We start from the raw sequence: 22,434 nt of genomic DNA on the forward strand, positions 1-22,434 counted from the left end.
ATCGCGCAATTAAGGCAATAACTATGTCGAAAATCATGGCACCAACAAGCATCACTTTTTTTGAGTATTTAACCCCGCTGGTGGCCTCGGGTAAAAAAACCATTACCATACGGGATGAATCTGAAAGTCATTATGTACCCGGTACGCAAGTGGAAGTATTCACCTTAGAAACCCATCAAAAGGTGTGCGACATCACCATACTATCGGTTGAACCGTTAGCCTTTGATGACATAAATGAGTTTCATGCGCAGCAAGAAAGCCTGCCTTTAGACGAGTTAAAGCAGATTATTCAAAAGGTTTACCCAAACCAACAGTCATTGTTTATGATTTCATTTGAGCTGGTTTAGGTGAGTTGATTGGTGAGCCAATCTGAGCCAAATGTTGTGCGGTCATATTCATATTTACCTTGAACCCACAAAATGCTGAACTGCAATCACTCTGATTAGTGTAACTAGCCCAATACTTCATCGGTACTTATTGCCTGCCACTGCGATGTTCAGGATGAACGGAATGTCGCGATCACATGGATGTGAAAGAGCGACCTTACGTGCAGATTATCCAGCGAGACGCCACAAGCACGTCCATGTGGGCTTAACCAAAACATCCTTGTTTTGGATACTCGCTGGCTCATCTGCACCTGAATTTTTGTCTCTTCGATTTAGCTTCATTGATGATTGTGGGAAAAAGCGATACAAAACAAGATCAAAGCTGAACGGTTAACTGATCTCATTGCTTTATTTCTTACTAATAGCTGATTTTAATAAATCAAAAATAGCCACACTTGAGATTGAATCTTCTACTTTTATTTCCTGAGAATTTAAACCAAAAAACTTTTTAGTAAGCTCTTCTTTTACTTTATTTCTTGTATCTTCAGGTAATTTTTCTAAATATGGGTCTAAAGAGGCGAGTTCTAGTTCCGAACGTCTATTATGATTTTCGAGTAACCTATGTTTTGCAGATTCTTTAGCAGCGTATGCAGCTGGAATTGCTAGCGCTAGAGCTGCACCAATCCTAAATAAAGCAAGTTTCCAATCAAAACCATTTGTAGCAGAAATAAATATAGTAAAGCCAATAACTGCAACCATTGAAATCATTAACCACAGTGCAATATTACGCCATTTATCTGCTGCTGCTTTTTCAATATTTGCAATATTTTGATAGTTACCAGTGATTCCAATATTTCCAATGATTTGCAGTAAATTAGATGCTTCTGATTTTTTCTTTTCTAGTTCGTCAAGTATTGCTTGAGCATCTGATTTTTGTGACTCTAACTGCGTAGTAAAAGTATTTTTTTGCTCGTCTAGATTTTTTTGGAATAGATTTTCTGTATTCTCAATTTTTTCATCAAGTTGAGAATTGAACTCTTGAGTATAATTCTTATATTTCTCCTCGATCTCGTCAACAGTTGAGTCAAACTTATTTGTGAAGTCGCTTTCTGTATTTTCAAATTTTTCTACAAAGTGATTTAATGAAGTTTCAATACTTTTGCTATGTTCTTGAATTTCTAAGACCAAATTATCTAAACTTGTTTTTTGATCGGCTGCATCTTTAGATATTGTAACTATAGATGCTTGTAAAGTGTCTTTTGACTCTTTTATTTCTGATAAGGACTTTTCAGCTAATGACTTAAATTGAAGCAGTGATTTGGTAAATGATTGTTCAGAGATAGGAAAACTCTGCATTGGAAGTGAAATAAGTTGAGCCATTGCATTATCAATATGAGATGCGGTGTTATTTAAATGTGCAACGTTTTTATTTGCAATGAAATTATTAAGCTCAGCGATTAAACTTTGGATATAACTATTTGTATTATTTAGATTGCCATGATTCACTAAAGCTGGAATCAAGCTCTCAAGGCAGGTTTCTGCATACGATTTAAGCTGAGCAATTCTATCAATATGTTCAATTACCGATAAGTCATCAGTTTTAAGGCTTTCGTCACCTAAACGATCCTCTAAATTATCTAATGTGGCATGTATCGGATGACTTTTAAACTTTTTATCCCATTGTGACATTTGAGCACCATTCTATGATTGCAATGTAATTAGTAGAGGAAGGGCAAACATTAAAAAGGGAGCTGATAGGCACATATTATTGAATGGCTTCTTCTTCCCTAAATGGCGTGCTCGATGATTGTGTTCGAGATTGGCCAACTCTGTCCTTAAGTTTTCATAATTTAACCTGGTTTGTATTTTAAATTCAATATATTACTTATTTTTTGTTGGTTAAATCACAGTAGGACATAACGGTCATCCAACCAATTACCTGCCTTAGGCTTACCAGTACCTGACATTTTCGTATCAGCCAAAGATCTAAAGGCGTTATTACCAATGCAGCCTAATCGAAGAGATAAATTATTAGGTGTAAGCGCGGCTGTGACCGTCGATGGCATGGCGAAGTTTCATCTTATGAAACGCTATGAGCGAGAGGCATGGATGCCAAACTGGCAGTTAAACATGGATGTTGTTTAAAATCGTTGAGCTTACAGGGACGTACTTGCAGCGTGTCACAGAAGTGCTTACGCATAAGGTTGCTCTTTCACATGGTCAGTGATGTTCCTGACATCACAATGACATTTCCTATATCCCTATGGATCGACGTGAAAGAGCCACCCATTTCAAACTTAATACTCAAGCATTCAGGCGCTTAGCCAATACCGCAGTTCTCTGAGCTTAACGTTAACAAAATTAAAGTATGCTAATCTAATAAGACCTCTTATAGTTAGGTGTAATCATGATTGGATAAGTTAGGTGACGGCAGAAAAAATCGCTGAAGCAGGGCTAGTGTTTACCATCATTTAGAGGTCAATAATAAAATGAATAATGAGAGCAATCGGCTCTTCCCACAATCTAATATGTTAACATTAGCGGATCTAAAGGCTAAGTGTTTAAATGCTATTGGCATGATTTTACTTTATTTATTTTCTGGCAGCATACAAGCCAAAGATCTTGAAATCGGTGTCAGCTTTTCAATTCCCCCTATGTCATTCAAGAATCTAACAGTGGTTTAGAACTCGAATTGCTCAAAAGTGCCCTTGCCGTTAAAGGCCATAGCGTCAACATTCAATACCTGCCCCTAGCGCGTACCTTTCATGCACTTAAAGAAGGCAAACTCGATGGCATCATTAATACTAAACAAAACATGCTCGAAGGCGTGTTTTATTCAGATGTGGTCATTCGTTTTCAAAATTGTGCCATTAGTCTTAAAGATAAGCATTTCAAAATAGATAAAGTCGCCGATTTGCAAGACAAGAGTATTGTTGCCTTTCAGCGAGCCTCTATGATTTTAGGCAAAGACTTCACTAATATGGCCGCACTAAACAGCCAATATCGCGAACAGGCGAAGCAAATACTACAAGTGAAAATGCTGATGAAACAGAGAATGGATGTTGCCGTGATGGATAAGAATATCTTTATTTATTACCTAAGGCAGTCCTATCTCACAGGCAAGCTCACTAAAGAAGAAGTACAACAAGAGGTGATTTGCCATAAAGTATTTGCCCCTACGTCCTACCGATTTGCATTTTTACACGCCGATATTCGCGATGACTTTAATTTTGGCCTAGCGCAAATAAAACAAGACGGCACTCGACTTGCCATTGAGAACAAATTCCAGCAAATGTTATCGCTCACCTTAGATGACAATGTCACTATACGCTTAGCTGCTTCACCCACCCACTAGCTGTAAAAAGCTAAGTCTAATGGTTATTCAATAATTAGTGGTCTGAGTAAACTTTATCGCTAAGTTGATCGGCACGTGTTATTGAATGGTTTTTTCTTCCCCTAAACGGCGTGCTTGATGATTGTGTTCGAGATTGGCCAATTCTGTTGTTACTTTTTTGTTGGCTAAGTCACAGCAGATCATAACTGCAATCTGAGTTGTTGCTTCTTCGATTGAGCTGCATTGATGATTGTTGCAAAGAGCAATACAAAACAAGGTAAAAGCAGATCGGTTACCTGATTTTTTATAAAGTTTATCCCGCCCCCGCTAAATTTTCTTATCAATACTGATAGCAAACAAGCCACTAGGCCTGTGCGAGAGTTGAATTAATATTTGAACTTGAATAGGTTAACTTATTTAATAAAATGTAACATTTTACGTTTTGTTATAGGAAAGGAATGACATAGGATGGATGTGAGGATGAAAATTAAACAATAACAAGGATGTGTAATGAAAATGAAATCTTACCTAGTATTCCCTTTTATGGCATTTACCATGGTTGCTTGTGGTGGCGGCTCTGGTGATAGTAGTTCAACAACGCCTATAGAAAACAATAGTGCACCAACAGCTATAGCCTCAATAGATAGTACCTCAATAGATAGTACCTCAATGAGTATTGGCGACACGGTATTAATTCGAGGAGATCAAAGTAGCGACCCGGATAGTGATAATTTAAGTTACCAGTGGCAGGTTATTGATCCACAAGGTGTTGTCTTGGCTTTAAATGATGCTAAGAGTAAGCAACTGAGCTTTAATCTGACGATGGCTGGAGAATACCAAATCAGCTTGACTGTAAGCGATGGGAAAGGCGCAATTGATAAGGCTAGCTTAGTATTACAAGTTGGAGGGGATAAAGCGATTACAGCCATTATTACTTCTGCAAGTACGGTAAAGCAGGGTAATAAAGTGACGCTTTCAGGTGAAAGCAGTCAGCTAAAAACTGACACTCGCTTTAGTTGGAGTTTATTAGAGAAGCCTACTGCTAGCGTAGCGACACTGACCAGCACAGACGCAGTAGAAACATATTTTACCGCCGACAAGTTGGGTGAGTATAAAGTGCAGTTGCGCTTGAAAGATCAAGATAATAATACCGATGTAGTCCAGCGTGTTATCACAGCTACAGGGGTTACCAGTAACACGGCTCCCGTGGCATCTATTACAGCTGCGAGTACTGTACTGAAAGTGAATGAGGAGCTGGCGCTTTCTGCTGCTCAAAGTACGGATGCTGATGGCGATAGTTTACGTTTTAGCTGGCAAATTACTCAAAAGCCGGACAATGCCAACGTAAAACTTGATCAGGCAGCAACGCAGCTAGCGAAGTTTACCGCGAGTACTTTAGGTGAATACCATGTCGAGCTGACTGTCAGTGATGGCAAACTACAAGATAAAAAGACACTGGTATTGCAGGTAACGGCGGTCAATCGAGCCCCAGTTGTGAGCATTAATCTCAATTCTAGCTCACCTAAACAAGGTGAAACCATTAACTTGCAAGGTGTGGGAGTTGACCCTGACAATGATAGCTTAAGTTATAGCTGGAGCTTAGTTTCTAAACCTAGCGATAGCAGCGCCGAATTTACCAGTACTAATCAGCAGAATACTCAACTATACCTAGATGCCAAAGGGGATTATCTTGTGTCTTTGACTGCTACTGATAATAAACTAACCTCAGAGCCAGCAACCCAAATGATCCGCGCTGCTGTTAACCATCCGCCGGTCATTACTGAGGTTATATACAATACTCACGTTGTTGCAGGCTACCCTACTCAGCTAGAAGTGCTGGCGACGGATCCCGAAGGTCAACCTCTGACTTTTGAATGGCGCTTGGTGGAAAAAGATCCTGGTACAGAAGGCACATTTAGCGCGCCAACTCAGTCAGTGACCGATTTTACGCCGGATTTACCTGGTTGGTATACCCTAGAAGTCAGCGTCAGTGATGGTATTCAAACATCTCTACTGCCGAGTACATTTCTGATCATTGCTCAGTAGTATTGCTCGTATAAATGTTGGTTTTAACATTTACACAATGCTGGTTTATATAACCAGCATTGTGGATGTTTCACATCATCTAATATCTGCACATAAGCCTGCCGTAAGCTATTAATTGCTGACAAACACACTTTGGGTGTTCAATACATTAATCAAATCTAAAACATGACCTGCTTAACAAATCGTCTCTGAAAATCCTGCTAGTTTACTTTTTAGTTTACATAGCATCGTCTACCTCACATTTTATCTATACCTAAAGTGGTATTTTTAGACTCCGCTTGCAGGATGTATCTTTTATCGCTTTGTAATCATTGATTTTGCTCGCAAAAAATAGCACTCATTTAGGATTATTTATGTCTCCAATTATTCAACCAGCATCTAATGGGTTGATTCAGCCTTATCAGTCGAATATTACCATTCCGAACTGGATGGTGAGCTCGATGGAAAAGGTGATGCAGTTTTATGTCGATAAAAATTTGCGCCTAGATACCATTTCAACCGACCGCATGCCTAAACCTGTGGAAGGGCGCAAGTACATGCTGTACGCCCATATCCCGTTTTGTCATACCCTGTGTTCTTTTTGTACTTTTCATCGTTTTTTATTCCGCGAAGATAAGGCGCGGGAATACTTTGTAGCGCTGCGCAAAGAAATGCAGATGGCCAAAGACTTAGGTTATCAATTTAGCTCTATGTATATTGGCGGCGGTACCACTACGGTATTGGAAGATGAATTAGCCCGTACCATTGAACATGCTAAAACCTTGTTTCCTGATATTAAAGAGGTGTCGTGTGAGTCAGACCCACAGCATTTGGCTAACCCTGAATTTAGGCAATTGAAAGGCTTAGTCGACCGTATGTCGATTGGGGTACAAAGCTTTGATGACGGTATTTTAAAAATGACTGACCGCTTAGATAAGTTTGGTTCAGGCCAGCAAACTTTTGACCGTATTATGGCGGCAAAAGAATTATTCCCCATCATTAATGTCGATTTGATTTTTGGTTTTCGCGGCCAAACCGATGAGGTTATTCAGTCAGATTTAGAGATGGCCTCTCGATTAGACCCAAGACAAATTACCACTTACCCATTAATGATCACCCATCAAACCCGTAAAAGTGTTAAAGGCACGCTGGCAGCGCCACAGGGTGAAATGATTAATCAATACCGTCAGATCCTTAACAAATTAACCGGCCAATATACCCAATTATCAGCCTGGGCGTTTGGCAAAGCCAATGATGAAGGGTTTGATGAGTATGTAATTGATCATGATGAGTATTTAGGTGTGGGGTCTGGGTCATTTAGTTTTTTAAACGATACTTTATATGTCAATACTTTCTCATTGAAAAAATACCAAGAGCGTATTGCCCAGGGGCGCATGGCTGTAGAGCAACAAAAGCATTACCAAAAGAAAGAGGTGATGCAATATCGCTTCTTACTAGGCATGTTTTCTGGTCGTTTATCACGTAAGTATTTCCGCGATGAATTTGGGGTGAATTTAGACACCGCATTATTCAAAGAAATGAGTTCAATGAAAGCAATGGGCGCGATTAAGAATGACCCAGTAAACCCAGATAAACTGATTGTGACTGATAACGGCAAAATGATGGGATTATTGATGATGAAAGAGTTTTATTCGGGTATGGATAATGTCAGGGCGCAACTGCGCAAGCCATTAACCGACTTAGATATGTAGTTTTCTTTAAGATTGAAGCATTTAGCGTAAATATTTCATTAACACGGCTATGTCACTATTCTTTAACAAATAGAACTCAGTTATGATGCTCGCTTCTGCTACTTAGGTTTTATTTGTTCAAAGGATAGTTATGAGCCAGTTTTCAAAGGGATTTGCATTAGGTGCATTGGTACTTTCATTAGCGGGTTGCGGCGGTGGGTCTGATTCTTCGCCTGCAATTACGCCACCACCAGTCACTCCACTTCCAACCTTTAAAGTTCAAGATGATCCCGTAAACACATCGACTATGGCCCTGAGTGTGGCAGAAAGCTTTATTCAGGTTGGCACATTTGCCAATAGCATTATCAAACAAGCCAGTTTTAACGATTTAGGTATCGATAAAAGTTGTACTAACGGCGGTATTTCCACAAGAACAATCAATGATATTGATGGCAGCAACACAATTTCAGCTGCTGATGTTATTTCTATAGATTATCGTGATTGCTACATCCCTTCCCTAGATAGCACGATTTCAGGCGTGGTTGCCGTTAAAATCGTTAGCCTTAATTCTGACGACGGTAAAACACTCGCAGAAGTTAATTTATCGGATGTTGAGTTTGACGGAGAAACCCTTCTTCAGTTCAAAGGGATTTTGGGTACCGAAATTCAAAAGTTTGCTGTCAGTCAAAAAACCACAGTTAAAAATATAGGCAATGTATCGCTTATAGTTGATCGTAATGCTGACCTGAAAATGAACTTTGTTAATACGGCTATTACCCGTTCTGAGCAGTTTTCAGATGCTACTTATAGCATTAGCGGTGCGGGGAAAATTGAATTACCTGTGGCGGCAGTGAGTTTTTCCTTTGCATTTAAAGAACCTTTAGTTGGGCACTTTTCTGAGTATCCCCATAAGGGCTTGATGCATGTTTTTACTTCAAATACCGATATTGTTGAGACTAGCAGTAACTTTGTGACCAACTCTGAATCTATGAATGTTAAATCGGGTTCTGACATTTACAGTATTTCTTGGAGCTATGCTGTTGAAGGTTCCCTGTGGTGGTTTTCGGGTGGCGCAAATAACTACGTAAACGCCTACCGTTCAGACAACTTTGATTTTGTTGGCGTGTTAAATAGCGATTTGCTGACCGAGTTTCCTGCCAGTGGTGGAAGTGTTCAGTTTCTTATGTCTAGACCGGTGAAGTCTGGGACGTATACCACAACATTCAATACGACTAACTGGCCTTATCATCGCGTGGATGCAACCGTGTCTGTTGCAGGGGCAATTGTTAGTATTACACCTAAGACGCCATTAGCTGCAGGTAGAGAATATGAAATTGATTCATTTGAATTAATTAGCACTCAAGATGTTGCTCGATACGTATACCGAGTCACTGGCATTAATGTTAATGATGCAATCTTGATCAACTTGGACAAAGGGACAGGCTTGTATCAGGCGGACGACTTCCCCACTTTAGATGCATCTAAATCGGTGATGAATAAAGGCAAAAAACTTAATTTCAAATGGATTGATGTCAATAATGTAGGTCTTGTATTTGCCGATAAATCAGCGAGTAAGACGACATTTTCTGCTCCCGCAGGGCATGCTAATGATATTTCAGTGCGTCTTGAAATTGATAACGGTCAGGGCTATGTTATTTCGTCTGATTTCACCATAAAGTACTTTACGCCGAGCAGCACAGTACTTCATTTTGTGAGTTCAATGGGTGATTATATTGGTGGCGGACAAACTCAGACTTTCGATACCTCAGATTCATCATTCACAGTGTTCAGTAATGGCGCCGAACAACGGGACTATATTTCTGTCGGTATTAACTCTAATACATGGTGGAACTTAGATCTTGCCGCCCCTAAAGGCGAAAGTTTAGCGGTAAAAAAATATGAAAACGCAACACGCTATCCATTCCAATCACCTGTTACCGCGGGGTTAAGTTTTACCGGCGACGGTAGGGGTTGTAACAATAGTCTAGGCAGTTTTGAAATATTAGAATTGGTATATGATGCCAATAATAATGTGGAGAAATTAGCGGTGAATTTTCAACAAAGCTGTGAAAACACCAATCCACTATTAATTGGGTTATTGCGCGTTAATTCTTCTGCTAAGTTGAATTAATTTCTAACATTGTTTTAGCTCAATCAATTATTACGGCAACTTAGGTTGCCGTTTTTTTTATAACGGGTACTCTTAAACGACCTCAATTATATGATTGTGCATTCATCATGGCTAATATTTTATTACTGGCAAACATCAACTGTGACCGAATTCTTCGGCTTGATAAACCGCTGCAAACCGGTGGCCGTTTTCATTATCAAGATGGTGGGCTCCGGCTCGGTGGCGGCGGGGCTAATACGGGTTTAGGGTTAGTTTGGGCGCAGCATAATGTGTCTTTAGTGAGCCAAGTGGGCACGGATGATATTGGCGATTGGATTGTGGCACAAGCCAGCACCCAGGGGTTAGATTGTAGAATGGTGCAACGTTTTGCCGGTAACACCTGTGAAATGCTATTGGTGATGACCCCCGATGGTGAACGTACCATTATCAGGCCGCAGCGACCAACGTTTGAACTAGCTAAGCAGCCTAATTGGGCAAAGTGGGATGCGTTTTACATTAATACGTCTGCAATTGGTGCTGATGCATGGGCATTAGCTGCTATGAGGCAATCTAAAGTGCTGGTGGTGGCGCAACTAGCCAAAGATCAACGACCAAGGCCTTGTCACGTATTAATTGCTTCTATTACCGATATGCAAGGACGTTGTGGTCAGGATTTGTGGGCGTTTGCTAAATCGATAAGTGGCGAGCATGTGCAGTCTTTTATTGTCACCGACGGTGAAAAGGGCGCGACGGTTTATACGCAAAACGCTCAGCAACATGTTCCAGCTGTGCAAACTGATGTCGTCGATACCACGGGTGCAGGTGATAATTATGCAGCCGGTGTTATTCATGGTTTATGTAATGGTCATAGTATGACCGCTGCAATGGCCGAAGGTGCTAGATGGGCTGCCTTTGCCGTTGCGACTCCGAGTTCTGTGCCCGGGGATAAGCTAAAAAACTATCTGTTTAGTTAATACCTGTTTAGTTAATATCTGCTTAGTTAATACCTACTAAGTTAATTACTGTCATTTGTTTGTCATCAAAGCAGGGTAAAGTTATTCATGTTGAAGAGCTAGTTTACTCTTTAATGTCTTAAGCGTTTTTTTGTTCTGACTCTATCTCATAGAGCCTGAACTCCCCACTTGATATATTCAGCCTTACCCGTTTCATTGGTGAGGCTTTTTTTTTGCATTTTATTTAGGTATGTTGATGTTTCAAAGCAGATCTTGTTCAAGGATGTACTGAGTGAAAAATCGCATAGTGAATCAAATATCGGCACTTTATTTAGGTGACGAAGTGCAAATGCACAACGGTGTAGCCAGTTGTATTAACCAGAAGTACGCTGTTAATAAACTGACGGTTCAGTTTGACCGGGTTCTCGGTAATGGTGAAGCAGACCCTAAACATCATGGCGGTTTAGATCGAGTCTTACATCATTTTCCCCGTGAACATTATGGCCAATATCGTCGCTGGGACATGATGTCATCGTTTAAAGATGCGCCAGCAATGGGAGAAAATATCAGTACTGTTGGCTTGAATGAATCCCAGGTGAATATCGGCGATATTATTCAAATTGGTGATGTCACTTTGCAAGTCACTCAACCGCGCTCACCTTGTTTTAAGCTTAATCTTCAATTTGGTCATGCCGAGTTTGCCCTTGCGATGCAAAAAAGCAAAATGTGTGGCTGGTTTTATAGGGTACTATCGGAGGGGGATATTGCCAGTGATGACGCTATCTATCTGGTCGATCGTTTATCTGATATCAGTATTGTCCATGCGATGAAAATTTACTTTTTGCCAGAGTTTGATGCCAAACAATATCAACAACTTTTACAATGCCCTGGATTAGCGCAATCCTGGGTGGACTCACTAACTCGTCGTATCAGTAATCAATCGATTGAAGATTGGCAGATGCGCTTGTATGGTAAGGCGGAATAATTATTTTAAGGAAATATCATGGAAGATTTACAACCCAGCAACCAATCTAGCCACCAGTCAAGTAATGATAAGCAAGCTCGTGATATGGGCGTATTGGTACATGCCTCAAGTTTTGCCGGTTATGTGATACCAATGGGCAGTATTTTAGGGCCATTAATTGTTTGGTTAATGAAGCGGGATGAGTTTGAGTTTGCCAATCAGTGTGGCAAAAATTGCTTAAACTTTAAAATCAGTTTGTTTATTTATGTCTGTATTTCAGTGGTGTTAATGTTTGTCGGCATAGGATTTCTTTTGCTAGGAGCGTTGGCCCTGTTAGATATCATTTGCACCATTATCGCTATTATGAAAGCGACCGAAGGTGTGGCGTATCAATACCCGTTAACGATTAAATTTTTAAAATAAGCTTTGTCACGCAATAAAAAATGCCGCGAGCTCAGAAGAGTCATCGCGGCATTTTTATCAGTACGATTAACGTTTTACACTTTAAAGCGTGCTACTAAAGTATCTAGGCGGGTGGCAAGTTGATTAAGTGATTGACTCGCCTGTGCTGCAGCTTGTGCTGTTTGTGCAGTACGTTGAGTAATATCGTTAATTTCGGTCACGTTGCGATTAATATCTTCAACCACAGTTGATTGCTCTTCGGTGGCCGCTGCAACTTGAATATTCATGTCGCTAATTGAGGCAATTTGCTGGCTAATACCGCTAAGTGAGTTACTGGCATCATCAACGGCTTGCACCCCTTCGCGTGAGCGATTTCGTGACTGCTCCATCGCACTAACAGCTCGGCTTGCTTCAGACTGTAACTTATCAATCATGGTTTGTACTTCGTTAGTCGATGCCGCTGTGCGTGACGCAAGGTTTCTAACCTCATCGGCAACAACCGCAAAACCTCGACCCGCTTCACCTGCGCGCGCAGCTTCAATCGCGGCATTTAACGCAAGTAAGTTGGTTTGTTCTGAAATGGCGCGAATAACATCTAAAATACCGCCAATCGACTTGGTATGAGTCGCCAGTGACTCGATCACTTCACCTACTTGACCTACATCTTTAGACAATTGATTAATGGTATTACGGGCACGGGTAACAACTTGTTGCCCTTCAGCTGATTCCGTATCGGCTTCTCTTGCGGTAACCGCTGCTTGGGCTGCGTTACTGGCAATTTCATTAACCGTGGCACCCATTTCATTTATAGCTGTCACTACCATAATGGTGCGGTCTTTCTGAAGCTGGCTGTCTGCTAATGTTTGATGCGCTTGATTTGATACATCAATAGCTGATTTACCCAGCTGTTCGCTGGTTTGAGCGACTTCGATAACAGAATCTTGAATTTTACTGATAAAGCTATTAAAACCGCGGGCAAGTTGAGCTATTTCATCTTCACCATTAACAGGTAAACGTTGGCGTAAATCGCCTTCGCCTTCACCAATGTTGCGAAATAACTCGGCAACTTGAGTGATCGGACGGCTTACTGAACCGGCTACAGCAATCGCGATAGCGATAAATAGTGCCGCAATAATAATAGTCGAAATCAAAATGTGATATGACGACTCTTCGATTAATGCAAAAACCTCAGCTTCAGGTACCTGAGCGACTAAATACCAGCCCATAGAAGAAATATAGCTACTGGCAATTAACATGTCTTGATTGTCGACCGCCGCTTTAACAAGGTTAAAGTCGTTTTTATTGAGTAGCTTTTGGATGTCGGCATTGGGGTATAACTGATTTAAGGTTCTACCTTTTTGATTTTTATCATTATATAGCTTCACCTGACCTTCAGCATCGACTAAATAAACAAAGCCTGTGTCTTCAATTTTGAATGAGGCTAACAGATTAACCATGTCATCAAGTGATTTTGCTAAACCGACTAGGCCGCGGCCATTCGGCTGTTGGTAGTTAATAAACAGTTTGACATCACCATTGTCCTCGGTAAAAACATTGAGCATCCGCTCCTGACCACTGTTTTTATAGTCAAAAAACCAGCCGTCCTGTTGTTGGTTCAATACTCGTAAAAAGCCGTCTTGGGTGTAGTACGCTGCAGTTTCTCTGTCCGCAAAAGAGGCTTGGGCAAGATCATATTGTTGGGTAATGCCTTTGAGCTGTGCAACGACATCACCTTCTTCACTTGCAGGGCGGCCTCGCTCTAACCACTTGAGTAACATCTTGCTACTGGCCAGTTGTTCAGCGGCATTCATTAAGGTGCTGATATCCAACTCAACCTTGTTACGCATTTGCATTAATATGCTGGGCATTTCTGAACTAAGCATACGCTCTTCAACCACATTTTTGGCACTGCGTTGGCTTATTACGCCCACTAGAATGGTTGAAAGCAGAACCGCAAGTGTCACGGTAAGTAATATTTTTTGTTTGATGGTCAATTGGCTAAAGAAATTCATGTCATACGCCTTGTTACAGTTGTCACTCTATATCGGACTGAAGCGGGAAAACTTAAACAAGCTTAGCCCAATAGATAAAAAAAACGCACCAATTATAGTGCGTTTATTAAAATTAAAGGCAATAAGTAAACATCAATCACATATTTGGATAGTTTGGACCACCGCCGCCCTCGGGCGTTACCCAGGTAATGTTTTGGCTTGGGTCTTTAATGTCGCAGGTTTTACAATGGATACAGTTTTGGCCATTGATAACAAATTTTTTGTCCCCCGCTTCCTCAACAACTTCATATACACCTGCGGGACAATAACGCTGCGCCGGTTCATCAAACTTGACTAAATTAACCGAAATAGGAATGCTTTGGTCTTTTAAGCGCAAATGGCAAGGTTGATCTTCCTCATGATAAGTATTGGACAAATAAACTGACGACAGTTTATCAAAACTCAACTTGCCATCAGGTTTTGGATAATCGATTTTATTGTAATCGCTTGCAAGTCCCATAGTGGCATAATCAGGTGTAGTATCTCTAAATGTCATCGGGAACTTGCCACCAAACCAATTCTGGTCGATGAAGTTAAATGCACCACCAATAAGAGTGCCAAACTTATGTAGAGCAGGGCCAAAGTTACGTGATTGATGTAACTCCTCGTGCAGCCAGCTTTTTTCAAAGCGAGTTTGGAAACAGTCTAAATCTTTGCCACCGATTAATCCCGCAAGTAAGCCTTCACCTAAGGTTTCAGCCGCTAAAATACCACTTTTAATGGCGGTATGAGTGCCTTTGATTTTGGAAAAATTTAACGTACCGGCATTACATCCAATGATAAGTCCGCCTGGGAAGCTCATTTTAGGTAACGAATTTAAGCCGCCTTTGGCAATGGCACGTGCACCATAGGTGAGTCGCTCACCACCAGCTAAATATTGCGAGATAACCGGGTGTGTTTTATAACGCTGAAATTCATCAAATGGACTGAGGTGCGGGTTTTTGTAGTTTAGGTCAACAATCAAACCAACCGCCACTTGATTATCTTCCATGTGATACAAGAAACCACCACCTGATGAGCCATTGTTTAGCGGCCAGCCACCTGTGTGAACAACTTTACCTTGCTGATGTTGTTCAGCTGGAATTTTCCAAATCTCTTTAAATCCTAAGCCATAATGTTGTGGTGTTTTACCATTATCTAAATGGAACTTTTCGATCAGTTGTTTACCTAAATGACCACGACAACCTTCAGAAAAAACAGTGTATTTGGCGTGTAACTCCATACCTGGCATAAAGCTATCTTTGGGTTGGCCATTTTCGCCAACGCCCATGTCGCCAATTAAAATACCTTTTACGCTGTTATCTTCGTTAAACAGTAATTCGCTTGCGGCGAAGCCGGGGAAAATTTCGACGCCCATAGATTCAGCACGCTCAGCTAACCAGCGAGCTAAATTACCGACACTAATAATATAGTTACCGGAATTATGCATCGTTTTTGGCACTAAACTATTTGGGATAAGACGAGACTGGGTCTCGGAACTAAGAAGGTAAATATCGTCATCAGTGACTTTGGTCTTCATCGGTGAGTCTGTATCACGCCAGTCATTAAACAACTCGTCTAACACTTCGGGTTGAAAAACCGCGCCAGATAAAATGTGGGCACCGACTTCTGAGCCCTTTTCGACCACACAAACGGTGATCTCTTTTTCAGCATCTTTAGATATTTGCATTAGACGACATGCGGTTGCTAAACCTGCAGGACCCGCTCCGACGATTACTACGTCGAATTCCATTGATTCGCGTTCCATCTTCTCACCTTTAAAATTGCCCGCTGTATAACGGGTTTATAGTTATTATTGTGTATGATTACGATAACTAAACGATCGTTTATTCTATTGCTTACCTTACCGCAATTTTATCTTGCAGCCCAGTATTTCAATCTATTTGATCATAGTGAGCAGAGTCACAAATCGCTAATGCAATTATCACTATTATCGACAAATACAGCAAAAGGGGTATTTGTGGCCAGTATTTTAGGCCTATAATCAATAACGACGGTTCTCCGAGCTTTTTATCCTACGTCTATCGATATGGATATTTAGCCGTGGTAATAATGCCACCGGGGTGGGCAAAGAAATGCACTCACCTCCCACACTTGGAAAGGTTAACATGTCCCAACTACAAGACAGTTTTGGTCGAAAATTTCACTATTTGCGCATGTCAGTCACTGATGTGTGCAATTTTAAATGCACCTATTGTTTACCAGATGGCTATCGCCCCGATGGTAAACCAAGCTTTTTGACGTTATCAGAGATAGAGAATCTGGTGGCGGCCTTTGGCGAAGTCGGTACGCAAAAAATTCGTATCACTGGCGGCGAGCCTACCCTACGTAAAGACTTTACCGACATTGTGCGCATTGTTGCTGATAATCCAAACATTCACACTGTAGCAACCACCACCAATGGCTATCGCTTAGAAAAAAATGCTAAGCAATGGTATGACGCAGGTTTAAGGCGCATTAATGTGTCGGTGGATAGTTTAGACCCGCGAATGTTTTATCAAATCACCGGTGAAAACAAGTTTGATGAAGTGATGCGCGGTATTGATGCTGCGCTGGAAGCCGGATTTGAGCGAGTTAAAGTCAACGCTGTATTACTGAAAGATTTAAACAGCAAAGATTTACCGCGCTTTTTACACTGGATTAAAAGCACTCCGATTGATTTACGTTTTATTGAGTTAATGGAAACCGGTTTAGGCCATGACTATTTTAAAGCGCATCATTTAGCGGGTAGTGATATTAAGGCGCGCTTGATGGCTGAAGGCTGGCTACATGATCGCTCCGCCGTTGACGATGGCCCTGCGCAAAACTTCAGCCGTCCAGATTACCAAGGCCGAATTGGTTTGATCATGCCTTATGCAAAGGATTTTTGTGCAAGCTGTAATCGTCTTCGGGTATCGGCGAAAGGTAAACTACATTTATGCTTATTCACCGAAAGCGGCCTTGATTTACGTGATCTACTACAACATGCCGATCAACGATCTGAGCTTATCGAACGTCTTCATGGCCAACTTGCCCAAAAAGAACAAACCCATTATTTGCACCAAGGGATCACCGGCGTTACCCAGCACTTAGCATCTATTGGTGGCTAGTGAATATTAGTGCTAGCTGAATTTTTCTATTCTCTAATTTAAAGGCTGTATACATGAGCAACGCATTTACCCATATTAATGCTGACGGCAATGCGCACATGGTCGATGTGACCGAGAAAGCAGTGACTGAACGTGAAGCCCGCGCTGAAGCATTTATTGAAATGGCCCCGGCAACCCTTGAAATGATCATGAGCGGCAGCCACCATAAAGGTGACGTGTTTGCTACAGCACGTATTGCCGGTATTCAAGCGGCTAAAAAAACCGCTGACTTAATTCCTTTGTGTCACCCATTAATGCTAACCAAAGTGGAAGTTGAGCTAGTCGCGGAACCTGAGTTTAATCGGGTGCGCATTAATAGTTTATGTAAGTTGTCCGGTAAAACCGGCGTTGAAATGGAAGCATTAACTGCGGCATCAGTGGCGGCATTAACCATTTACGATATGTGCAAAGCTGTGCAAAAAGATATGGTGATTTCACAGGTTAGATTACTGGAAAAGCGTGGTGGAAAATCAGGCCACTTTAAAGCCTAAATCTTGTTGGTATCACATGATGAGTTAACCCCAGGATTGTTGTAACCCCCTATATTGTTGCTAAATTCGCTCTTGTTATTAAAACCAGTATTATCCTACGTTAATCGATATTGATAAGTGAAGATAAGATTATGATCCAAATATTATTTTTTGCTCAGGTACGTGAATTATTAGGTACCGCCAAATTAGTTTTTCCTGCTAACGGTATCACCACCGCAGAATCTTTGAGACTTGCTTTAGCCGCACAAGATGACAAGTGGGCTAAAGTGATGGCGTCAGATAAATTACTGGTTGCGGTTAATCAAACCATTAGTCATTGGGATACCTTAGTTGCTGACGGTGATGAAGTGGCCTTCTTTCCGCCTGTTACAGGGGGTTAATATGACTCAGCCAGCTAAAGTGCAAGTGCAAACAGCAGACTTTAATGTAGCAGAAGAATATAACCTACTGGCCAGTGATAATAGCGACGGCGCCGTAGTGACTTTTGTGGGAAAAGTGCGAGATTTTAATGACGGTAATCCAGTGACCGATCTCACGTTAGAGCATTACCCTGGTATGACAGAAGCCGTGCTAATGCAAATTGCGCAGCAAGCAAAAGAGCGTTGGCCGCTTAATTATGTCACCATCATTCACCGCGTTGGCACTATGTCATTAGGTGAGCAGATTGTATTTATCGGTGTGACCAGCGCCCATCGTAAAGCCGCTTTTGCAGCGTGCGAGTTTTTGATTGATTTTTTAAAGACTAAAGCGCCTTTTTGGAAGCTTGAGGCTGGCAGTAATGGCAGTAATTGGGTAGATGCCCGTGACAGTGATGAGCAAGCCGCCAAAATGTGGCAAAAAGACGAGTAGATAAAAGTGAGCACTATGGGGCAACTCAAGCAGAAAAATATATTCAGTTGCGCTAGTTTGACTAATGTATCGACTTGGCTAAATAAAAAATGGCTGCTGTCTTGCTGCCTGTTGATGGCGTTCAACAGTATAACAATATTGACGGTTAATGCTGCCGATGCTCCCGCGATTGCAGTGGCTGCCAACGTTAAATTTGCGATGGATGATATTGCCAAGCAGTTTAGTCAAGATACGGGTCTTTCGGTGAGATTAAGTTATGGCTCGTCAGGTAATTTTGTATCGCAAATTTTGCATGGTGCTCCATTTGAGTTGTTGCTCAGTGCCGATGAGCTGTATCCAAACAAGTTAGTTGAAGCAGGTATCACTCAAGATGCTGGCCACATTTATGCTATGGGTCGCTTAGCCTTAGCTGCCCCTAAAAACTCCCCGCTAAAGCTTGATGGACAACTGCTTGGTTTAGTTTCCTTAATCGAGTCTGGTCAATTACAGCGGTTTGCTATTGCTAATCCGGTGCATGCCCCTTATGGCGAAAGCGCTAAACAAGTGCTAATAAAAAAAGGCTTATGGCAAGCCATTGAGCCGCATATCATTCTAGGTGAAAACGCTTCTCAAGCGGCGCAATTTGCCGTTAGCGGCTCAACTCAGGGCGGTATAGTGCCATTGTCATTAGTATTAACTCCTAATTTTGAACGTATAGGTCAATATGTTGCCATTGCTGATGAGCTTTATCAGCCAATTAATCAACGTATGGTATTAATGAAAACCGCCTCTAATACAGCGCAGCAATTTTATACCTATATGTTATCAAGTTCTGCACAGCAAATTTTATTACAATATGGTTTTAAAGTCCCTGAGGCATCATCCTTGCAAAGCATTATAATCTCACCATCAAATACGATGGAGCCAAATTAATATGGATTGGCAAGCGCTGTGGTTGTCGGTCAAACTCAGCAGTGTAACTGTGTTATTTCTTATTCCATTGGCATTGTTTGTTGGACGGGCTTTGGCTTATCGCCAGTTTCGTGGCAAGTCATGGGTTGAAGCCTTGATCATGGTGCCCTTAGTGTTACCGCCAACCGTGGTGGGGTATTATTTGTTAGTGGGCATGGGTAATCAAAGTGTAATAGGCCAATGGATTGAACAGCTGTTTGGTCAGCAATTGGTGTTCCATTTTTCAGGCTTGGTGATTGCTTCTATATTGGTCAATATTCCCTTCGCTGTACAACCGATTCAACGTGCGTTTGAAACTATTCCCACAGATGTTCGAGATGCGGCGGACTGTTGTGGAATGAGTCGACTAACCTTATTTTTTAAAGTGGAGCTGCCTATGGTATGGCCTGGGGTATTAACCGCTTTAGTGCTGTGTTTTTCCCACGTATTAGGTGAGTTTGGTGTGGTGTTGATGCTGGGTGGCAACATAGCCGGTGAAACAAAAACTATTTCTATTGCCATATATGATAGCGTGCAAGCTTTTGACTTTGATGGTGCAGGTACCATGTCTTTAGTGCTGTTATTATTTGCAATTAGCGCCTTAGCATTAACCACCAGTTTATCAAGGCGATTAGGAGGTCATCTTGGCAGTTCCGGTCGCTGATTTACATTGTGATTTATCGCAACTGCTACCCATTCCCTTAGAAGCCCATTTTTGCTGTAAAGCGGGAGAGGTCTTAGCGGTTGTTGGCCCTTCTGGCGGCGGAAAAACAACGTTATTACGCATGATTGCTGGCTTGAGTAAGCCAGAGTCGGGCAAGATAACTTATGGCGAGCAAGTGTGGTTTGACAGCCAACAAAAGGTTTATAAAACCCCACAACAGCGGCATATTGGTTATGTTCCCCAGCACTTTGGCTTATTTCCGCACCTTAGTGCCATTCAAAATGTAATGGCGGGATTAGATCATGTTCCTAAAGCAAAGCGCAAGCAGCGGGCATTAGATTGGTTGGAGCGAGTTAATCTTGAGGGATTGCCCGACCGATTACCCGCAAATTTGTCTGGTGGCCAGCGTCAGCGTGTTGCGTTAGCAAGAGCCTTAGCCCGTGAGCCTGCGGTATTATTATTAGACGAGCCTTTTTCTGCAGTCGATAGGGAAACCCGCGAAAGGTTGTATATCGAACTGGCCAGATTAAAATCCCAATTAGCGATTCCAGTGATCATGGTGACCCATGATATCCATGAAGCGCAGTTACTGGCTGACCGAATGATTTTGATTAGCCAGGGACAAATGTTACAGCAGGGCAAGCCTTTTGAGGTGCTATCTCATCCGCGTAATGAAGCCGTTGCCAGGCAAATGGGATTACGTAATATTTTTGATGCAAAAGTCATCGCCCAAGAGCCGGGGCGTAATATGACCTGGCTAGCTTTTGGCGAGCATCAAATAGCGATCGAAAACGCGCCTAAAATGACTATTGGCCAGAAAGTGCGCTGGGTGATCCCTAATCAGGGTATTCGATTTAATGCCATTACCAGCGGTCGCTTATGTAAAAGTATTAATAAATTAGATGTTGAAATAGAATCTTTACTGGTGATGGGCGAATCTGTTCGGGTTATTGCCCGTATTGCTGGCGTTGAGCAAGTCATTAATGCGGATATCCCAACGCATTTATGCGATAAACTCGCATTAGTTCAAGGTCAGAAAACCACAGTGGCATTGAAGTCTGATCAAATCCAAATTTTACAAACTTAAACTTAGAGCCTGTGGATTGCCATTTTATGCTATTTGAATGGCCCCAAAAGCCTTGGAAGCTAAAGTTTCGCTTGCTTGCATGATCAATTATTAATCTTACATTTCTTGGGTCTTTAGTAGGACTTAGGTAAAGTATCACGGTACGCATTCTTTTATATTCGAGGCTTAAAATGGTTCGGCTGCTTTTTGCACTGTACTTGTTCCCTTTTGTGTCGATGGCCACACCATCAATACAATCATTACTTTCCCAAGAAGGCTTGTTAACGCCAATTTCTGTGATGGAACATTGGGAGCAACAGGACAAGGGAACCTTGTGTGGCTTTGGCCTCAATATTGAAGATGACCAGCTAGTTTATCAGCTGTCTGCAATTAATACTGAATCGAAACGGCTTTATCAATTTGAATTTAGTGCCCAAAATGGAGCGCTGCTTGAAGAAGCCAGCGAGCCCTATGAGGGGCGCGACATTGAACTACTTCATGCAGTTAGTTTGATGCGTGAAAAAAATATTTCTTTCTCTTCTTTAGTGAGCTTAGCTACGCTTAATCAAAGCGGTTTTTTATTGCAGGCTGATTTAGACCACGACCTATCAATTAGTTATCTTGAATTACAAATGCTCAATAACGAAGCCAAAAAAATCATCGCTTTCGATATTGAGAATCTCCGTCCATTACCACTACTTAAATGGGATTAATTGCGACTATGACTATGCGTATTTTGATCGTTGAAGATGATGCCACAACATTGAAATATGTGGCAGAAGGGTTTACCGCGCAACAGTATAGTGTTGATAGTGCTACAGATGGCCAAGAAGGGCTAACACTGGCTAAACATAATCAATATGATCTAATTGTGCTAGATAGAATGTTACCCAAACTTGATGGCTTGACCTTGTTGTCAGCGCTGCGTACTAGCGGTAATAAAACACCGGTGTTAATTTTATCTGCCTTAAGCCACGTTGATGAGCGAATTAAAGGCTTACGAGCGGGGGGGATGATTACATGACCAAACCCTTTGCATTTGCTGAGCTATTGGTGCGCGCAGAAAAGCTAGCCCAACGAAATGTAGTAGCGCCAACGACCACAGATCTCGAGGTCGGCGGTCTTAAAATGGAGTTGTTGACTCGAAATGTTACCTTAGATGACAAAGAGTTAATGCTACAACCTAAAGAGTTTCAATTACTTAAATATTTGATGGAACATCCTAATCAGGTAATTAGCCGTACTTTATTGTTTGAAGCAGTTTGGGACTATCATTTTGATCCCCGCACCAATGTGATTGATGTGCATATTGCTAAGCTGCGTCGTAAGTTTGAAGAACTGGGACACGGTGAGTTAATTGAAACCATAAGAGGTGCTGGATATCGTCTTTGCAAAGGGCATTAAGCCTTACCAAAGTAGCGCTTGGCGCATCACATTAATTTTCTCTACT

At 41.6% G+C, this 22,434-nt stretch carries 21 protein-coding genes, 1 pseudogene and 1 riboswitch; of the genes and pseudogenes, 19 read left to right on the top strand and 3 right to left on the bottom strand.

Features of this window, described 5'->3' with window-relative positions; genetic code table 11:
- Positions 1-23 precede the first annotated feature (23 nt).
- On the top strand, positions 24-347 hold the full coding sequence (gene yqfB, locus ACRWQL_RS11505; protein ID WP_434950082.1) for a N(4)-acetylcytidine aminohydrolase: 324 nt from the start codon (positions 24-26) through the stop codon (positions 345-347).
- A 387-nt stretch (positions 348-734) separates the two neighbouring features.
- On the opposite strand, the gene ACRWQL_RS11510 is transcribed toward yqfB, so the two are convergent.
- The gene (locus ACRWQL_RS11510) at positions 735-2,015 is read right to left on the bottom strand and encodes a hypothetical protein (RefSeq protein WP_434950084.1); all 1,281 of its coding nucleotides are present in this window, start codon (positions 2,013-2,015) and stop codon (positions 735-737) included.
- Positions 2,016-2,330: 315 nt separating this feature from the next.
- Here ACRWQL_RS11510 and ACRWQL_RS11515 point away from each other — a divergent pair, with 315 nt between their 5' ends.
- The 9 genes from ACRWQL_RS11515 to ACRWQL_RS11555 all read left to right on the top strand — a co-directional run bounded on the left by ACRWQL_RS11515 (position 2,331) and on the right by ACRWQL_RS11555 (position 11,826).
- Entirely contained in the window at positions 2,331-2,471 is a 141-nt protein-coding gene (locus tag ACRWQL_RS11515) for a hypothetical protein (protein WP_434927612.1), read from the top strand.
- Between the two features lie 344 nt (positions 2,472-2,815).
- On the top strand, positions 2,816-3,010 hold the full coding sequence (locus tag ACRWQL_RS11520; protein WP_434950086.1) for a hypothetical protein: 195 nt from the start codon (positions 2,816-2,818) through the stop codon (positions 3,008-3,010).
- 8 nt (positions 3,011-3,018) lie between these two features.
- A complete protein-coding gene (locus ACRWQL_RS11525; RefSeq protein WP_434950087.1) occupies positions 3,019-3,681 on the top strand; it encodes a substrate-binding periplasmic protein in 663 nt (220 codons plus the stop codon).
- Positions 3,682-4,170: 489 nt separating this feature from the next.
- Positions 4,171-5,706, top strand: a complete 1,536-nt coding sequence (locus tag ACRWQL_RS11530) for a PKD domain-containing protein (protein ID WP_434950089.1) — start codon at positions 4,171-4,173, stop codon at positions 5,704-5,706.
- Between the two features lie 353 nt (positions 5,707-6,059).
- The gene (locus ACRWQL_RS11535; RefSeq protein WP_434927609.1) at positions 6,060-7,397 is read left to right on the top strand and encodes a coproporphyrinogen III oxidase family protein; all 1,338 of its coding nucleotides are present in this window, start codon (positions 6,060-6,062) and stop codon (positions 7,395-7,397) included.
- A gap of 130 nt (positions 7,398-7,527) precedes the next feature.
- Entirely contained in the window at positions 7,528-9,507 is a 1,980-nt protein-coding gene (locus ACRWQL_RS11540; protein WP_434950091.1) for a hypothetical protein, read from the top strand.
- A 107-nt stretch (positions 9,508-9,614) separates the two neighbouring features.
- Positions 9,615-10,460, top strand: coding sequence for a PfkB family carbohydrate kinase (locus tag ACRWQL_RS11545; RefSeq protein ID WP_434950093.1), 846 nt, complete (start codon positions 9,615-9,617; stop codon positions 10,458-10,460).
- A gap of 271 nt (positions 10,461-10,731) precedes the next feature.
- Positions 10,732-11,424, top strand: a complete 693-nt coding sequence (locus tag ACRWQL_RS11550; protein WP_434950095.1) for an MOSC domain-containing protein — start codon at positions 10,732-10,734, stop codon at positions 11,422-11,424.
- An 18-nt stretch (positions 11,425-11,442) separates the two neighbouring features.
- Positions 11,443-11,826, top strand: coding sequence for a DUF4870 domain-containing protein (locus tag ACRWQL_RS11555; RefSeq protein WP_434939508.1), 384 nt, complete (start codon positions 11,443-11,445; stop codon positions 11,824-11,826).
- Between the two features lie 74 nt (positions 11,827-11,900).
- On the opposite strand, the gene ACRWQL_RS11560 is transcribed toward ACRWQL_RS11555, so the two are convergent.
- Both ACRWQL_RS11560 and ACRWQL_RS11565 read right to left on the bottom strand, forming a co-directional pair.
- Positions 11,901-13,817: a methyl-accepting chemotaxis protein gene (locus ACRWQL_RS11560; protein WP_434950097.1), complete on the bottom strand. Its 1,917-nt coding sequence runs from the start codon at positions 13,815-13,817 to the stop codon at positions 11,901-11,903.
- 136 nt (positions 13,818-13,953) lie between these two features.
- Positions 13,954-15,603 (bottom strand): electron transfer flavoprotein-ubiquinone oxidoreductase, encoded by a 1,650-nt coding sequence (locus ACRWQL_RS11565; protein WP_434950099.1) that lies wholly within the window; start codon positions 15,601-15,603, stop codon positions 13,954-13,956.
- 240 nt (positions 15,604-15,843) lie between these two features.
- Positions 15,844-15,977: riboswitch (molybdenum cofactor riboswitch) on the top strand.
- Between ACRWQL_RS11565 and moaA the strand changes: the two genes are divergently transcribed.
- The 9 genes and pseudogenes from moaA (at position 15,965) to ACRWQL_RS11610 (ending at position 22,388) form a co-directional block, all read left to right on the top strand.
- Entirely contained in the window at positions 15,965-16,945 is a 981-nt protein-coding gene (gene moaA / locus ACRWQL_RS11570) for a GTP 3',8-cyclase MoaA (RefSeq protein WP_226412403.1), read from the top strand. It overlaps the preceding riboswitch by 13 nt.
- Positions 16,946-16,998: 53 nt before the next feature.
- Positions 16,999-17,475 (top strand): cyclic pyranopterin monophosphate synthase MoaC, encoded by a 477-nt coding sequence (moaC, locus tag ACRWQL_RS11575; RefSeq protein ID WP_434950101.1) that lies wholly within the window; start codon positions 16,999-17,001, stop codon positions 17,473-17,475.
- Between the two features lie 131 nt (positions 17,476-17,606).
- On the top strand, positions 17,607-17,855 hold the full coding sequence (moaD, locus tag ACRWQL_RS11580; protein ID WP_434950103.1) for a molybdopterin synthase sulfur carrier subunit: 249 nt from the start codon (positions 17,607-17,609) through the stop codon (positions 17,853-17,855).
- Position 17,856: 1 nt separating this feature from the next.
- Positions 17,857-18,324, top strand: a complete 468-nt coding sequence (moaE, locus tag ACRWQL_RS11585; protein WP_434950105.1) for a molybdopterin synthase catalytic subunit MoaE — start codon at positions 17,857-17,859, stop codon at positions 18,322-18,324.
- 114 nt (positions 18,325-18,438) lie between these two features.
- Positions 18,439-19,236, top strand: a complete 798-nt coding sequence (modA, locus tag ACRWQL_RS11590; protein ID WP_434950107.1) for a molybdate ABC transporter substrate-binding protein — start codon at positions 18,439-18,441, stop codon at positions 19,234-19,236.
- A gap of 1 nt (position 19,237) precedes the next feature.
- Positions 19,238-19,918 (top strand): molybdate ABC transporter permease subunit, encoded by a 681-nt coding sequence (gene modB, locus ACRWQL_RS11595; protein ID WP_434950108.1) that lies wholly within the window; start codon positions 19,238-19,240, stop codon positions 19,916-19,918.
- A complete protein-coding gene (locus ACRWQL_RS11600; protein ID WP_434950109.1) occupies positions 19,899-21,005 on the top strand; it encodes an ABC transporter ATP-binding protein in 1,107 nt (368 codons plus the stop codon). The genes modB and ACRWQL_RS11600 overlap by 20 nt, the downstream gene beginning before the upstream one ends.
- 170 nt (positions 21,006-21,175) lie before the next feature.
- The gene (locus tag ACRWQL_RS11605; RefSeq protein WP_434927598.1) at positions 21,176-21,697 is read left to right on the top strand and encodes a hypothetical protein; all 522 of its coding nucleotides are present in this window, start codon (positions 21,176-21,178) and stop codon (positions 21,695-21,697) included.
- 14 nt (positions 21,698-21,711) lie between these two features.
- Positions 21,712-22,388: pseudogene (locus tag ACRWQL_RS11610) on the top strand (response regulator transcription factor).
- Positions 22,389-22,434 lie beyond the last annotated feature (46 nt).

Source organism: Shewanella sp. HL-SH4 (assembly GCF_051164845.1).
Taxonomy (GTDB): domain Bacteria; phylum Pseudomonadota; class Gammaproteobacteria; order Enterobacterales; family Shewanellaceae; genus Shewanella; species Shewanella glacialimarina.

Coding starts and splice junctions, on each gene's coding strand:
- ACRWQL_RS11560 (WP_434950097.1), bottom strand. CDS start 13,817: ATGAATTTCTTTAGCCAATTGACCATCAAACAAAAAATATTACTTACC.
- moaC (WP_434950101.1), top strand. CDS start 16,999: ATGAGCAACGCATTTACCCATATTAATGCTGACGGCAATGCGCACATG.
- ACRWQL_RS11510 (WP_434950084.1), bottom strand. CDS start 2,015: ATGTCACAATGGGATAAAAAGTTTAAAAGTCATCCGATACATGCCACA.
- ACRWQL_RS11530 (WP_434950089.1), top strand. CDS start 4,171: ATGAAAATGAAATCTTACCTAGTATTCCCTTTTATGGCATTTACCATG.
- ACRWQL_RS11540 (WP_434950091.1), top strand. CDS start 7,528: ATGAGCCAGTTTTCAAAGGGATTTGCATTAGGTGCATTGGTACTTTCA.
- yqfB (WP_434950082.1), top strand. CDS start 24: ATGTCGAAAATCATGGCACCAACAAGCATCACTTTTTTTGAGTATTTA.
- ACRWQL_RS11555 (WP_434939508.1), top strand. CDS start 11,443: ATGGAAGATTTACAACCCAGCAACCAATCTAGCCACCAGTCAAGTAAT.
- moaE (WP_434950105.1), top strand. CDS start 17,857: ATGACTCAGCCAGCTAAAGTGCAAGTGCAAACAGCAGACTTTAATGTA.
- moaA (WP_226412403.1), top strand. CDS start 15,965: ATGTCCCAACTACAAGACAGTTTTGGTCGAAAATTTCACTATTTGCGC.
- modB (WP_434950108.1), top strand. CDS start 19,238: ATGGATTGGCAAGCGCTGTGGTTGTCGGTCAAACTCAGCAGTGTAACT.
- modA (WP_434950107.1), top strand. CDS start 18,439: ATGGCGTTCAACAGTATAACAATATTGACGGTTAATGCTGCCGATGCT.
- ACRWQL_RS11520 (WP_434950086.1), top strand. CDS start 2,816: ATGAATAATGAGAGCAATCGGCTCTTCCCACAATCTAATATGTTAACA.
- moaD (WP_434950103.1), top strand. CDS start 17,607: ATGATCCAAATATTATTTTTTGCTCAGGTACGTGAATTATTAGGTACC.
- ACRWQL_RS11565 (WP_434950099.1), bottom strand. CDS start 15,603: ATGGAACGCGAATCAATGGAATTCGACGTAGTAATCGTCGGAGCGGGT.
- ACRWQL_RS11535 (WP_434927609.1), top strand. CDS start 6,060: ATGTCTCCAATTATTCAACCAGCATCTAATGGGTTGATTCAGCCTTAT.
- ACRWQL_RS11515 (WP_434927612.1), top strand. CDS start 2,331: ATGCAGCCTAATCGAAGAGATAAATTATTAGGTGTAAGCGCGGCTGTG.
- ACRWQL_RS11545 (WP_434950093.1), top strand. CDS start 9,615: ATGGCTAATATTTTATTACTGGCAAACATCAACTGTGACCGAATTCTT.
- ACRWQL_RS11605 (WP_434927598.1), top strand. CDS start 21,176: ATGGTTCGGCTGCTTTTTGCACTGTACTTGTTCCCTTTTGTGTCGATG.